We start from the raw sequence: 14,130 nt of genomic DNA on the forward strand, positions 1-14,130 counted from the left end.
GCTGTATAAGTACGTGTTCGATGCGCCGATTTGAAAGATACATTATTTTTAAGAGTAATTGTTAAAAGTATATAATACGGTCGCAAATTTTTATATTTGTCTGGCATCCTTAAAAATTGATTAAAAAATAAAATTATGAGACAGCATTAGCCCCTTTTGGGGTTCTACATAAGCAACTTTCGCATTTTTATTCGCACATCATCTGTCTTTTAATTTTAAATCAATTCAATGAAAGAATTACTTCATACTTACGAAAATAAACCGCCTGAAATTGTCTTTAACTGGAAAGATTCCCTTACGGATGCAGAGGGATGGACGGTAATTAATTCCCTAAGAGGGGGCGCTGCCGGGGGCGGCACCCGAATGCGTCAAGGTCTCGATATGAACGAGGTGCTTTCTTTGGCGAAGACCATGGAAGTCAAGTTTACGGTTTCTGGTCCTCCGATAGGCGGAGCTAAATCGGGAATTAATTTCGACCCCAATGATCCAAGAAAAAAAGGCGTTCTCGAACGCTGGTACCATGCGGTATCGCCATTGCTGAAAAGCTATTATGGTACTGGGGGCGACTTAAATGTTGATGAAATTCACGAAGTGATTCCCATTACCGAAGATGCCGGAGTGTGGCATCCGCAAGAAGGAGTTTTTAATGGTCATTTTAAGCCCACGGAGGCTGATAAGATAAATAGAATCGGACAGCTTCGCTTAGGGGTTATTAAGCCCATCGAAAATCTAAGTTATTCACCTGATACCTCTAGAAAATATACCGTTGCCGATATGATTACAGGCTTTGGTGTTGCCGAGGCGGTCAAACATTTCTACGAAATTTATGGGGGTGACGTAGTTGGTAAAAGGGCTGTTGTTCAAGGTTTTGGTAATGTCGGTGCGGCCGCTGCATATTATTTGGCCCAAATGGGCGCAAAAGTGGTCGGTATTATCGATAGGGCAGGTGGTTTGATCAATGAAGAGGGTTTTACCTACGATGAGATAAGGGCGCTTTTTTTGAAGAAAATGGGTAATACCCTAATTCCTGAATCTGGAAGTTTGATTTCCTTTGAGGAGATAAATGAAAGAATCTGGAAAATGCCGACGGAGATTTTTGCTCCTTGTGCCGCTTCCCGTCTAATAACAAAAAGTCAAATTGAATCAATGATTCAAAGTGGCCTTGAAGTGGTCTCGTGTGGTGCCAACGTTCCGTTCGCTGATAAAGAGATTTTCTTTGGGCCGATTATGGAATATGCCGATGGCAAGGTGAGTTTGATTCCTGATTTTATATCGAACTGTGGTATGGCCCGGGTGTTTGCATACTTTATGGAAAAAAGGGTTGCCATGGATGATGAAATGATATTTAATGATACTTCCCATACTATTAGGAAGGCAATTTTAAATATCTTTAGCCAAAATCCAACACCAAAAAATATCAGTAAAACCGCATTTGAAATTGCACTAAAACAACTAATATAAAACGAAGAGAACATGGAGACAATTATCATCATTGTATTTATTGTAGGTTATCTGGCGATAACCATGGAACATAACCTAAAAATCGACAAGCTTATTCCTGCATTGGCAATGATGGCCATTCTATGGGCAGTAATCGCTTTGGCCCATATGGATGTTTTTGAGGTGAACACGGCTTTAAAAGAGCTGGAACCCACCCATATCGATGAAATTTTACTTCATCATTTAGGTAAAACAGCAGAGATTCTCGTGTTTCTCTTGGGGGCGATGACCATTGTTGAAATCATAGATTATTTCGATGGTTTTGCCACAATTAAAGGCTATATAAAGACCAAAAGCAAGAGAAAACTGTTATGGCTGTTCTCTATTTTGGCATTTATTCTTTCGGCAATTATTGACAACCTGACCGCGACCATCGTTTTGATTACCATCTTGCAAAAAGTGGTCAAAGAAAGAGAAACTCGTTTATGGTTTGCAGGTTTGATTATAATCGCTGCAAACGCTGGTGGTGCCTGGTCACCCATTGGTGATGTTACTACTACCATGTTATGGATCGGTAATAAGGTAACCGCCCCGCTTTTGGTCGAGCACGTATTGGTCCCTTCAATTATTTGTATGGTTTTGCCCGTTTTATTGGCTAGTAGATATAAAGCTTTCAGCGGAACTATAGAAATGGATTCTGAAGCTGATGAAGCACCGAAATCAAAATTTGGTTCTACTATGTTATACCTTGGCTTAGGGGCAATTGTATTTGTGCCATTTTTTAAGACGATTACACATTTGCCTCCTTATGTGGGTATGATGTTGTCTCTTGCCGTGGTAGCGACCTTTGCCGAGATTTACAGTAGCTCTAAATTTAGCTTGTCTACCGTAGATGGTGAAGGCCATGATACGGCAGGTCACCACAGTCCTGTTCACGCTTCCCTTTCTAAGATTGAGATGCCAAGTATACTTTTCTTCCTTGGTATTTTATTGGCTGTTGCCGCCTTAGAATCGTTGGGAATGTTGTTCCATTTTGCTGAAAGCCTTGAAAGTAACCTACCAATGTTGGGTACCGAATCAGCTGGCGAACTAGTTTCCGATTTAGTGGTTTTGATTCTTGGTATCGGGTCTGCGGTTATTGATAACGTTCCTTTGGTGGCTGCCAGTATGGGTATGTTCTCTGTTCCTATTGATGATCCTGTTTGGCACTTTATCGCTTATTCAGCTGGTACAGGTGGTAGTATGTTGATTATCGGTTCTGCTGCCGGTGTTGTTGCTATGGGTATGGAAAAAATTGATTTTTTCTGGTATCTAAAGAAAATCACTTGGTTGGCCTTTGTAGGTTTTATTGGTGGTGCGGTAGCTTTTGCCTTGATAAGAAATTTTGTGCTACACGGATAATTTAATCGACAAAATACCGTTATAGAGGCAACTGTAATAACTAAGAATACTATGATGCTATTTCAAGATGTGGCGCAAGACCCCGCTGTGGGCGATGTGATGTCTGAGGAAAAAACACTTTCTGTAATCGATCTTATCTTCAATGGTGGTACGGGAAGCGTGTTGATAATCACGGTACTTTTCATTCTTCTATTTGTGGCTTTGTACATTTATTTCGAGCGTCTGTTTGCGATAAAGGCTGCATCAAAGATTGATAAGAACTTCATGAACCAAATACGTGACCATGTTACCAATGGTAAGTTAGAAGCTGCCAAGTTGCTATGTGCACAAACCGATTCTCCGGTTGCAAGGCTGACCGAAAAGGGGGTTTCTCGTATAGGCAAACCTCTTGACGATATTAATACCGCCATTGAAAATGCCGGTACCTTAGAGGTTTATAAGTTAGAGAAAAACGTTAGCATTTTGGCAACTGTTGCCGGTGCGGCACCGATGATTGGGTTTTTAGGAACCGTTATTGGTATGATTTTGGCATTCCATGAAATGGCTACCAGTGGTGGCCAAGCTGAAATGGGTTCATTGGCATCAGGTATTTATACGGCGATGACAACCACCGTAGCAGGTCTTATAGTAGGTATTATCGCTTATATAGGTTATAATCACCTGGTCAATAGAACCGATAAGGTGGTGCATAAAATGGAAGCGAATGCAGTAGAATTCTTGGATTTGCTGAACGAACCGTTATAATCTCAGAAAATGAAATTAAAGGGTAGAAATAAGGTCAGTCCAGATTTTAGCATGTCTTCTATGACAGATATCGTGTTTCTGTTGTTGATATTTTTCATGCTAACTGCCAATTCACCTAACGCATTGGATTTGTTGTTGCCAAAGGCAAAGGGCAAATCTACCAATACGCAGAATGTTTCCGTAAGTATTGATAAGAACTTACAGTATTTTGTCAACAATGAACGGATCAACGGAGAATACATTGAAATTGAACTAAAAAAAGCACTTGAGGGACAGGATAAGCCTACTATTATTTTAAGAGCGGAAGAAAGCGTGGCCATAAAAGAGGCAGTAAACGTTATGGATATCGCCAATAGAAATAATTACAAGGTAATCTTGGCCGTGCGCCCCAATTAATGTCATTTCTAGACACGAGACACAAGAAAAAATCTTTCACGCTTACTACCTTTCTACTAAGCGTGCTTCTTCTTGTTATGTTTTATATCGGCCTAACTTATATGGATCCTCCAGAAGAGAACGGGATCACCGTTAATTTTGGAACAATGGAGTTTGGTAGCGGAAATGTACAGCCTAAAGAACCTGTACGTTCCGAACCTTTAGATACGCCCCCTGTAGAACCGACCCAGCAAGAGCAAGCGGTAGAGGAAGAAGTTGTTGAAGAGGAAGTGCCAGAAGAAGTACCTGAGGAAGTTGTTGCCGAGGAAGCCCCATCCGAAAAGGTGCTAACTCAAGAAAACGAAGAGTCTATTCGTATAAAGAAAGCCCAGGAGGCAAAAAGAAAGGCCGAGGAAGCCGAGCGTTTGGCCAAGAAAAAAGCGGCAGAAGCTGAGGAGCGAAAAAAGGCCGAAGCTGAAAGGGTAGCCCGAGAGAAAAGAGAAGCCGAAGAGCGAGCCAGGCAAGAACAAGAAGCTAAAAAGAAGAAACTTGATGAACTGATAGGAGGTATCAGTAAGTCAGAGGGTACGGCTTCGGGTAGCGAAGGTGATGACAGTAGGGCAGGTGATAAAGGCCAGCCCGGAGGTGATCCCTATGCCACGAGTTACTACGGTGCTCCCGGTTCTGGTAGTGGTACAGGAGGGTATGGTTTAAACGGTAGATCTTTAGTCAGTAAAGGCCAGGTCAAACAAGATTGTAACGAAGAAGGTAGGGTAGTGGTTAAAATCGTGGTAGACCGTAATGGTAATGTAGTGAGCGCTACTCCCGGGGTCAAGGGAACCACAAATAACAGTCCGTGCCTATTGGATCCTGCAAAGAAAACAGCCTTTAAGCATAAGTGGAACTTAGATTCCAATGCGCCGAGCCAGCAAGTTGGCTTTGTTGTCGTGAACTTTAAATTGGGAGAGTGACCTATCAGGAAACTTTGGATTGGATGTTTGCCCAACTTCCAATGTACCAACAACAAGGCGCAAAGGCTTTCAGCGGTAAACTTGATGGAATAATTGCTTTTTCCGAACATCTGGGCGATCCCCATAAGAGATTTAAAATTATTCACGTAGCCGGTACGAACGGAAAAGGTTCAAGTAGTCACATGCTGGCCTCTATTCTTCAAGAGGCAGGTTATAAGGTGGGGCTTTATACTTCTCCACATTTAAAAGATTTTCGAGAGCGAATTCGAATTAACGGAAACCCCATTCCAAAAAATACTGTCATTGATTTCATTGAAGCCAATAAGTCCTTTTTTGAAAAAAGACATTTGTCTTTCTTTGAAATGACCGTAGGTATGGCGTTTGAACATTTTGCAGATGAGCAAGTCGATATAGCGATAATTGAAGTTGGATTGGGCGGGAGATTGGATTCAACTAACATAATTACTCCTGAAGTATCCCTTATCACCAATATCGGTTTGGATCATACTGACATGTTAGGAGATACGCTTGAAAAAATCGCTTATGAGAAGGGCGGTATTATTAAGGAAAAGGTGCCAGTAGTAATCAGTGAATTTCAAGAAGAGACCGTTGATGTTTTTAAACGATTGGCTGACGAGCGCAATGCCCAAATTTATTTTGCGGAAGACCGATCTTACAATAATTACGAAGTTGCTTTATTGGGAGATTATCAAGCAAAGAATATTAAGGGGGTGCTGGGCGTAATTAATTTGTTGCATGATTTTGATGTGAAGGAAGAACACATCAAAAACGGACTCAAAAATGTCATTTCTAATACCGGTCTAATGGGGCGTTGGCAAAAGCTGAACGACCGACCAATGGTAATTTGTGATACGGCCCATAATAAAGAAGGCTTGGCATTGATTGTCAGGCAAATTTCTAAACAAAAGTACCGTAACCTGCATATGGTAATAGGCTTTGTAAAGGGAAAGGATTTAAACGCCATTTTGCCTTTGTTGCCTCAGAAAGCCATGTACTATTGGTGTAGACCTAATTTGGAAAGAGGCTTGCCTGTAGAGGTGTTAGAGGCTAAAGCAAGCCAATTTGGATTAAACGGTACTGCTTTTAACTCTGTTAGGGCAGCTTACACCGAGGCTTTAAGTTCTGCGGAAAATGTTGATTTTGTGTACGTTGGTGGAAGCACTTTTACAGTGGCTGAAATACTTTAAATTTTATTTTCATTTTTCTTTGGGAGTAAATAAAAGAATTCTATATTTGCACACCTTTTCGGGCAATTAGCTCAGTTGGTTCAGAGCACCTCGTTTACACCGAGGGGGTCGGGGGTTCGAATCCCTCATTGCCCACGAAAAAAACCAGACTTAAAAAATCTGGTTTTTTTATTTCTATTCATTAAGTTTTTAGGTTCTGTGTGTCTTCAAAACGGAATAAATTTCCTGAAAGAACCTAAACTCTTGTTAGTTTAATGGGGTAGGTTTTACCTGAATTCCATTGGGGAACATAAAGATTTCCATCGTCATCTACTAAAACATCATGGGGGTTTCTAAAGGTCTTACCATCATAGGTAGGCTCTTTGAGGGTTCCAGAACTGTAATCGGGCGCACTTCCGCCAGGTAGCGATATAATTTTATTGTCGCCATCCAAGACGGCTATCATGCCATCATAGCTGTCCCATGTTTTTGTAACGATAACAGCAAAATAGATATTCCCATTTTTTATTACAGGCCTGCATATAGAGCACCCAGGCAGCTTTATGGTTTCAATATGTTTTCCGTCTAAAGTGAACCTTTTAAATTCTTGACTGGCCCTTGAGGTTATTAATAAAGTAGGGTTGGCTTTATCGCGAGTATCTAAGGTGATACCATGACAACAGTTAAACTGGTCTTCGCCTGTACCTTTGCCTCCAAAGTGTCTTAAATAATTACCTTTGGCATCATAATGAATAATATAGTTCTCACCATAGCCATCTGCAATATAAAATTCTCCATTTGGTAAAATAGCCGTTTCGGTTGGCTTAAATTGTTCGTCGCTGGTATAGCCATCAACCTCTTTTGGTCTATTTAAGGTCATAAGAATTTTACCGTCAATGGTGGTTTTAGTGACCTTATGGGTGTCTGGGTCGGTGATAAAAAGAAATTGATCAGAATTTTCTCCCATTATCGATAACCCATGAGCACCAGGAAATTCAGTGCCCCATGATTCAAGAACCTTTCCTGATTTGTCATAAACTAAAACATTATTGTTATTGGCACCTGTGGTGGTCATTAGTATACGACCTTTACTATCCATCACCATTTCGTGACAGTCGTTTACGGGAATTTTAGAGGGGTCTTGAATGCCCCACTCTTTGTCTACGTTATATTTGAAGTCTCCGTGGCCGACCATTTCTTTTTTGTTGTTTTTAGTAATGATTCCGAAGGTGTTGATAGGTGTTATGAGACTCGCACTTGAAGCAAGGGTGGTCGTTTTGATAAAGTCTCTTCTTGAGTTTTGATTTTGGTTCATTGTGTTTCGCTTGGTGCAATTGATATCTTATAAAAATACTTTATTTAAATCACAACTTTGAGGAATTGTAAATTTTTGATTGTGAAAATTAAAGATGTCTATGAATTTGGATCTTTGTTTTGTAGAAAGTTTTAGCCGTGCATAATTAGGATTAAATTTTCATTTTCTTAATCCGAAATAAGTTTTACCTTTGCCCAACTTTTTTGGGTTATTAGCTCAGTTGGTTTAGAGCGCTGCCTTGACAGGGCAGAGGTCACTGGTTCGAATCCAGTATAACCCACTATCTTTTCTAAAAAAGGTTTAAAATGCGCTCAAGAGCCATACCTCTAGAACCTTTAATCAAAATTAAACTGTTTTTTTCTAAAGAAATATTCTTCCAATCTTCCGATAGAGAGTCGAAAGAGGAATACTTGGTCAGGGAAGTCTTCGTTTTGCCAAAATTCTTACCTATTAGATAGGTTTGATTAAAGTTCATCTTAGCGGCTAAATCGGCTATGTTCTGATGCTCTTTACCTGCCGTTTCCCCAAGCTCGAACATGTCTCCAAGAAAAAGTACTTTGTTCGCAGCGGGCATCTGTTCAAAATTTTCCAAGGCCGCTTGCATGCTGGTAGGGTTTGCATTATAGGCGTCTAAAACAATTTTATGTCCACCCTTTTCTAGTATTTGTGATCGATTGTTCTTTGGGGTGTATTCTGCGATAGCCTCTTGTATGCTGCTGGTAGGTATATTAAAGAATTTGCCAATTATGGTAGCAGCGGCACAATTAGTGAAATTGTACTTTCCGATTAACCGGCTCGAAACTTCTGTATCGTCAAATCTGAAGCTTACAAAAGGGTCGGCATTTAAAAAAGTGATAGGATAGAACTCAGAATTATGTTGACTAAAACCATATTTCTTAATATAACTACCTAACTTTTCAATTTGAATGGGGTCATCTGCATTTAGAAAAATTGATTTTTCGTTAGCTATTAGAAAATCATAGAGTTCGCTTTTTCCTTTAATGATGCCTTCTACGCTTCCAAAACCTTCGAGGTGTGCTTTGCCAAAATTTGTAATGTATCCGAAATCGGGCTCGGCTATAGAACAGAGAAAGGCTATTTCTTCTTGATGGTTGGCTCCCATTTCAACTACGGCTATCTCAGTCTCATCGGTAATTCTTAACAATGTCAAAGGAACCCCGATATGATTGTTAAGATTGCCATTGGTAGCAATAGTCTTGTACTTTTTTGAAAGAACAGCATTGATGAGCTCTTTGGTAGTAGTTTTACCATTGGATCCGGTTAAGGATATAACCTTTGCAGTACAATGGTTTCTATGATATCGAGCAAGCTCCTGCAAGGTCTTGAGAACATCGTTTACGAGAATGTGTTTTTCTGTTGTGGCATACTCAGATTCGTCTACTACGGCAAGTCTCGCTCCTTTTTTTAAGGCTTCTTCGGCATAGGCATTACCATTAAAATTATCACCCTTCAGGGCAAAGAAAATACAGCCTTCTGAAATTTTTCTCGTGTCGGTAGAAACTATGGTGTTCTCTAGAAAATGCTGGTGCAGTTGTTCAATATTCATGAAGATAAAAGTATAAAAAAAGTCCCGGTAAAAAATTACTCGGGACTCTCTCTGAATTCAATATTTTGATATTATCTCACCTTTTTTCCTCTAGGTGTTTTGTTCTTTGTTTTTGATTTAGAACCTACTCTAGACATCGCACATCGGAAACCTATATAATCGGTAGCCATGTATTGTGGCAAGTATCTTCTTTGGGCAGGATCTAGCCAATAAGCCCTATCTCTCCAAGATCCTCCTTTGTAAACCCTAACTTCATCATTTATTAAGGTAGTTCTGTTGTTTGATTTGTCGTACTGACGAATAAGCTGGCCAGCTGAATCGCGCTCAACTTTGTGCTTTGGAGAATTGTACATCTTCTTGGTGTCTTCTTCCTCTTCTTCGTCGCTGAACCTATCGAAGAACCTAGATGATCCTGGATCTCCGTCACGATAACCTCTGTTGTCGCTGGTAGAGAAATTGGTTCTTAAATACGTTTCTTCTTCACCAACGGGAACCATTGCTATCTCACCTGGTAGATTTACGGCAACTACTTTTCCATTAGGTAATGTGTCGTATACGATAGAATCACGTAACACGTTAACTTTTCCATCTTCACCTATAGCGGTTTTCATATAGATATTACCACGGTAGTAGTTGAAGTCGCTAATTTCGTCATCAACAATTGGGCGATAAACATCGGCAACCCACTCGGCAACGTTACCGGCCATGTCATAAAGACCCAAATCGTTAGGTTTGTAAGACATTACTTGTGCAGTGATATCGGCTCCGTCATCTGACCAGCCTGCTATACCGCCGTAATCACCTTTACCTTGCTTAAAGTTGGCCAATTGATCACCTCTACCGACTCTTTGCCCGTTTCTGGTGTAATCACCATCCCAAGGGTATTTCTTTCTACCCCTGTAGTTGTTGTATTCTCTATTACCTTGGTTGGCCTGGGCAGCATATTCCCATTCAGTTTCGGTAGGTAGTCGGTATTCTGGCATGATGATACCGCTACTTCTTTTGGCATATGCATTAACACTATCTTTCTTCATTTTACCTTGAAGAGAATCGATTTGGCCATTATAAACAGACTCAGGTCTGTTCAGATAAGCCTCGGTGCTAAAAGTTCCGGCTGTTTCTCCTGTTGCAGCCTTGTATTTGGCGTCTTCTGCTAAATATCCTTCACGCTCAAGCATGATTTCGTTTACTCGGTCGGTTCTCCACTCGGCAAATTGCGTAGCCTGGATCCAATTGACACCAACTACAGGATACTCCGCATAGGCAGGGTGTCTTAAGTAGTTGTTGGTCATGGTCTCATTGAAACCAAGTCGGTTTCTCCAAACCAAAGTATCGGGTAAAGCCCCGGTGTAAATATTTGCGTACTGCGGATTTTCCGGAGGATAAACACTCTTTAAATAATCAAGATACTCAAGGTACATTACGTTGGTAACCTCCGTTTCATCCATATAAAAAGACTGAACGTGCTGAGAGGTTGGCGTGTTGTTCCAGTCGTGCATAACATCGTCTTGCACCTTACCTTTTGTAAAGGTTCCTCCTTCTATAAATACAAGACCAGGAGCAGTTTCTTGCTCCTTAAAATCGGTGTTATATTGGAAACCTCCTTCTTTTGCGTTTATTTTCCAACCTGTGGCTCGCGACACGTTTTTGGAAGATCCGGAATTTTTACAGCTGGTAACCGTAAAACTTCCTGCAACCACTGCACAAGAAAGTACAACTTTGATAACCTGTTTCTTCATAATTAGGACTTGAGTTCAAATGGTCCGTCTACTGATTGGTGTAGGTGGATATTTGTATTTTGATTAATTTTTTAGTCTTAACTTTCGGCATATAAAACGGTGTTTTGTGCATATTATTTTATAGCTAAAAGATTATTTTTGATATCGTTCGGTGCATATATTTTTCAATATACATCGGCCCTCTAAAAAGCATAACGACGTATTTGTTGATATAGTATAGCTTATGTTTTTCTTTTGCAAATTTACGGGGCCTAAAGACTACTTGTCAAGCTTCATTTTGAAATTTATAGTGTGGTTTGGTCGATGTTTTTAGTATCTGGCCTATAAATACCGAAAATTAATTGCTTACTATATAAGATATTGCTTAATTGATCGTTTACATGTACGACATCTAATTGATAATATTGATTACGCGCACGCGTAATTTTAGTATTCCCTAAAAGAAAAAAGACCGACTTTAAATTAGCTTATTTTCAAAATGAAAAAATTTTCAATACTAGTTTTACTCGTAATTGCCGGAAGATTATCAGCACAAGAGGCCAGCGATAGAGTAATTACCACAGCTGTGCCATTTTTAAATATAGCAGCTGATGCCAGGGCCGCAGGTATGGGTGATATGGGTGTAGCAACATCTGCAGATGCCTTTGCCCAGCAATGGAACCCGGCCAAGTTTGCTTTTGCGGAAAGACAAATGGGTGTTGGTTTAGGTTATACGCCTTATTTGAGCAATACAGTATCTGGTATCGGACTTTTAAATGCCAGTTATTTCAATAAAATCAATGAGCAAAGTGCATTTGCCGTAGGGTTGAGATATTTCACTTTAGGGGAAATTGAACTGCGCCAGACTTACGATGATCAAGGCACTATCGTAAAGCCTAACGAATTGGCTTTGGATGGATCTTATTCCTTAAAATTGAGTCCTACTTTCTCGATGGCAGTAGGCGGGCGCTATATACGTTCGAACCTCAAATTTCAGGCCGATGCCAATGTCGATTCTAAACCTGGTAGCACTTTTGCCGTTGACGTAGCGGGTTTTTACCGATCCAGGGAAATTGCCTATAACCGTTTCGACGGAAGATGGAGAGGTGGTTTTAATATTTCGAACCTTGGTGGAAAGATTGCCTACGATGAAAATGGGCAGAAGAATTTTATACCGGCCAACTTGCGATTAGGTCTCGGATTCGATTTCATCTTGGATCAAGACAATGTTATAGGTCTAACGACAGAATTCAATAAGTTGTTAGTGCCTACACCACAAGATTTTGATGATGATGGTGATTTAGATGCCGCCGATAACGATGAGTATCAAGATATAGGTTTTTTAAGTGGTGTGTTCAAGTCTTTTGGAGATGCTCCTGATGGTTTTGGTGAAGAGCTCAAAGAAATGACATGGGCTTTGGGTGCAGAGTATGTTTACCAAGATGCATTCATGTTCAGAACCGGGTATTTTAATGAAAGTGATGTAAAGGGTTTTAGAAAGTATTTTACCCTCGGCGCCGGCTTTAAGTTCCGTTCGGCCCAAATCGACTTGTCTTATTTATTCTCAACCTCAAGAATTACCAACCCGGTCGAGAATACATTGCGCTTTTCCCTAACATTTAATTTAGGGGATGAGTATTATAATGACTAAAAACTACAGTAATATTGTATAACAACCTGCGAAAGCAGGTTTTTGTCTTTTCTGGCTATATTAAGTATGCGCAGACATAAAATAGAATTTGAGCTTTCGATTTTCGATTCGCTAGAAGAGCTTCCAACAGAAGAACGTCGACTGATGATTATGGCGGTAGATGCGCGAGGCATGGCTTATGCACCTTACTCGCAATTCAATGTGGGGGCGGCACTTCTTTTAGATACCGGTGAGATAATCAAAGGTAATAATCAGGAAAACGCCAGTTATCCTTCTGGGCTGTGCGCAGAAAGGGTTGCCATATTTAGTGCTGGTGCCAATCACCCCAACGCCATTATAAAGGCTATAGCCATCACTGCTGCTTCTGAAAAAATAAAGGTTGGATCGCCTGTAGCGCCCTGTGGTAATTGCAGGCAATCGATTAAAGAATATGAAGTGAAGCAGGGTTCTCCTATCAAGCTCCTTTTAATGGGGGAGAGAGGCGAGGTGTATAAATGCGAATCTGTTGCCGATATTTTGCCCTTAGGCTTTGATAGTTCTTATCTGGGCTGAATTCTTTTCTCTCTTTTACGCCTATTTTGAAGGTGATTATTTACATTTTTATTAGGCTTGTTTTACGACGCGATTTGCCAAGGTAAATTATGGGTAACCTTTTGTGTCAATTTTTTTCAACTAATAATTTAATATGTATTTTTGTTTTTCTTGTCGTTCCGGTAGATTTTCGGAATACCAAGATGTATCGGAATCCTAATTAAAAAGCATCAATGAAAAAAATTACCAAAGAAGTATATCTTAAATGGTATGAAGATATGTTGTTTTGGCGCAAGTTCGAGGATAAGCTGGCGCAAGTATACATTCAACAAAAAGTAAGGGGTTTTTTGCACCTTTATAACGGCCAAGAAGCCGTTTTGGCGGGTTCTCTTCACGCCATGGACCTTACCAAAGACCGTATGATCACCGCTTATCGAAATCACGTTCAGCCAATTGGTATGGGTGTCGATCCTAAGGCTGTTATGGCCGAACTGTATGGCAAGGTGACCGGTACATCAAAAGGTATGGGTGGATCAATGCACATATTTTCAAAAGAGCATCGTTTTCATGGTGGTCACGGTATAGTAGGTGGCCAGATTCCATTAGGTGCCGGCATGGCATTTGGTGATAAATATTTTGGGAGAGATAATGTAACCCTATGTTATATGGGTGATGGTGCGGTTAGACAGGGGTCTTTTCATGAAGCAATGAACCTTGCGATGCTTTGGCAGCTGCCTGTAGTGTTCATTTGTGAAAATAACGGTTACGCTATGGGTACTTCTGTGGCAAGAACTTCTCACTCCACAGAAATCTGGAAATTAGGTCTAGGTTATGAAATGCCTTGTGGCCCTGTTGACGGAATGAATCCAGTGACTGTTGCCCAAGAGGTCAGTAAAGCGATAGAAAGAGCGCGAACCGGTGGTGGGCCAACTTTCTTAGAAATGAAAACTTATCGCTATAGGGGTCATTCGATGTCTGATGCGCAGCATTATAGAACTAAAGAAGAGGTACAGGAATATCAAAAGATAGATCCAATCACCCAAGTTCTAGATATTATCAAAGAAAATAAATACGCAACTGACGACGAGATAAAAGAAATTGATGCCGATGTCAAAAAGAGGGTGGCCGAATGCGAGAAATTTGCAGACGAATCCGATTTCCCTCCAGTACAACAGCTGTACGACATGGTCTATGAAGAGGAAGATGTTCCCTTTGTTCAACATAAATAAT

Annotated in this window: 12 protein-coding genes and 2 tRNA genes; 11 read left to right on the forward strand and 3 right to left on the reverse strand. The window is 40.5% G+C overall.

What is annotated here, in order from left to right; genetic code table 11:
* The first annotated feature begins 228 nt into the window (after positions 1 to 228).
* The 7 genes from D1013_RS05040 to D1013_RS05070 all read left to right on the forward strand — a co-directional run bounded on the left by D1013_RS05040 (position 229) and on the right by D1013_RS05070 (position 6,274).
* Positions 229 to 1,461, forward strand: coding sequence for a Glu/Leu/Phe/Val dehydrogenase dimerization domain-containing protein (locus D1013_RS05040; protein WP_121847838.1), 1,233 nt, complete (start codon positions 229 to 231; stop codon positions 1,459 to 1,461).
* Positions 1,462 to 1,473: 12 nt separating this feature from the next.
* The gene (gene nhaD / locus D1013_RS05045) at positions 1,474 to 2,841 is read left to right on the forward strand and encodes a sodium:proton antiporter NhaD (protein ID WP_121847839.1); all 1,368 of its coding nucleotides are present in this window, start codon (positions 1,474 to 1,476) and stop codon (positions 2,839 to 2,841) included.
* 51 nt (positions 2,842 to 2,892) lie between these two features.
* Positions 2,893 to 3,585 carry a MotA/TolQ/ExbB proton channel family protein gene (locus D1013_RS05050; RefSeq protein ID WP_121847840.1) on the forward strand — a complete coding sequence of 231 codons (693 nt, stop codon included), beginning with the start codon at positions 2,893 to 2,895 and terminating at the stop codon, positions 3,583 to 3,585.
* Positions 3,586 to 3,594: 9 nt separating this feature from the next.
* On the forward strand, positions 3,595 to 3,981 hold the full coding sequence (locus tag D1013_RS05055; RefSeq protein ID WP_013992279.1) for an ExbD/TolR family protein: 387 nt from the start codon (positions 3,595 to 3,597) through the stop codon (positions 3,979 to 3,981).
* Positions 3,981 to 4,931: an energy transducer TonB gene (locus D1013_RS05060; RefSeq protein ID WP_121847841.1), complete on the forward strand. Its 951-nt coding sequence runs from the start codon at positions 3,981 to 3,983 to the stop codon at positions 4,929 to 4,931. Before D1013_RS05055 ends, D1013_RS05060 begins: the two co-directional genes overlap by 1 nt.
* Positions 4,928 to 6,139, forward strand: a complete 1,212-nt coding sequence (locus tag D1013_RS05065) for a bifunctional folylpolyglutamate synthase/dihydrofolate synthase (protein ID WP_121847842.1) — start codon at positions 4,928 to 4,930, stop codon at positions 6,137 to 6,139. Before D1013_RS05060 ends, D1013_RS05065 begins: the two co-directional genes overlap by 4 nt.
* A 60-nt stretch (positions 6,140 to 6,199) precedes the next feature.
* Positions 6,200 to 6,274 (forward strand) — tRNA-Val (locus D1013_RS05070).
* A gap of 100 nt (positions 6,275 to 6,374) precedes the next feature.
* Here D1013_RS05070 and D1013_RS05075 read toward each other — a convergent pair.
* Entirely contained in the window at positions 6,375 to 7,433 is a 1,059-nt protein-coding gene (locus D1013_RS05075; RefSeq protein WP_121847843.1) for an NHL repeat-containing protein, read from the reverse strand.
* Between the two features lie 205 nt (positions 7,434 to 7,638).
* Between D1013_RS05075 and D1013_RS05080 the strand changes: the two genes are divergently transcribed.
* Positions 7,639 to 7,713: transfer RNA gene (locus D1013_RS05080), tRNA-Val, on the forward strand.
* Between the two features lie 9 nt (positions 7,714 to 7,722).
* Here D1013_RS05080 and D1013_RS05085 read toward each other — a convergent pair.
* Together D1013_RS05085 and gldJ are read right to left on the reverse strand one after the other, a co-directional pair.
* Positions 7,723 to 9,000, reverse strand: a complete 1,278-nt coding sequence (locus D1013_RS05085; protein ID WP_121847844.1) for a UDP-N-acetylmuramoyl-tripeptide--D-alanyl-D-alanine ligase — start codon at positions 8,998 to 9,000, stop codon at positions 7,723 to 7,725.
* Between the two features lie 71 nt (positions 9,001 to 9,071).
* Positions 9,072 to 10,739, reverse strand: a complete 1,668-nt coding sequence (gldJ, locus tag D1013_RS05090; RefSeq protein ID WP_121847845.1) for a gliding motility lipoprotein GldJ — start codon at positions 10,737 to 10,739, stop codon at positions 9,072 to 9,074.
* 478 nt (positions 10,740 to 11,217) lie between these two features.
* Between gldJ and porV the strand changes: the two genes are divergently transcribed.
* The 3 genes from porV to pdhA all read left to right on the forward strand — a co-directional run bounded on the left by porV (position 11,218) and on the right by pdhA (position 14,129).
* On the forward strand, positions 11,218 to 12,369 hold the full coding sequence (gene porV, locus D1013_RS05095) for a type IX secretion system outer membrane channel protein PorV (protein WP_121847846.1): 1,152 nt from the start codon (positions 11,218 to 11,220) through the stop codon (positions 12,367 to 12,369).
* Positions 12,370 to 12,435: 66 nt separating this feature from the next.
* Positions 12,436 to 12,921, forward strand: a complete 486-nt coding sequence (locus D1013_RS05100) for a cytidine deaminase (protein WP_121847847.1) — start codon at positions 12,436 to 12,438, stop codon at positions 12,919 to 12,921.
* 212 nt (positions 12,922 to 13,133) lie between these two features.
* The gene (gene pdhA / locus D1013_RS05105) at positions 13,134 to 14,129 is read left to right on the forward strand and encodes a pyruvate dehydrogenase (acetyl-transferring) E1 component subunit alpha (protein ID WP_121847848.1); all 996 of its coding nucleotides are present in this window, start codon (positions 13,134 to 13,136) and stop codon (positions 14,127 to 14,129) included.
* Position 14,130 lies beyond the last annotated feature (1 nt).

Source organism: Euzebyella marina (assembly GCF_003687485.1).
In the GTDB taxonomy this organism is placed as follows: Bacteria; Bacteroidota; Bacteroidia; order Flavobacteriales; family Flavobacteriaceae; genus Euzebyella; species Euzebyella marina.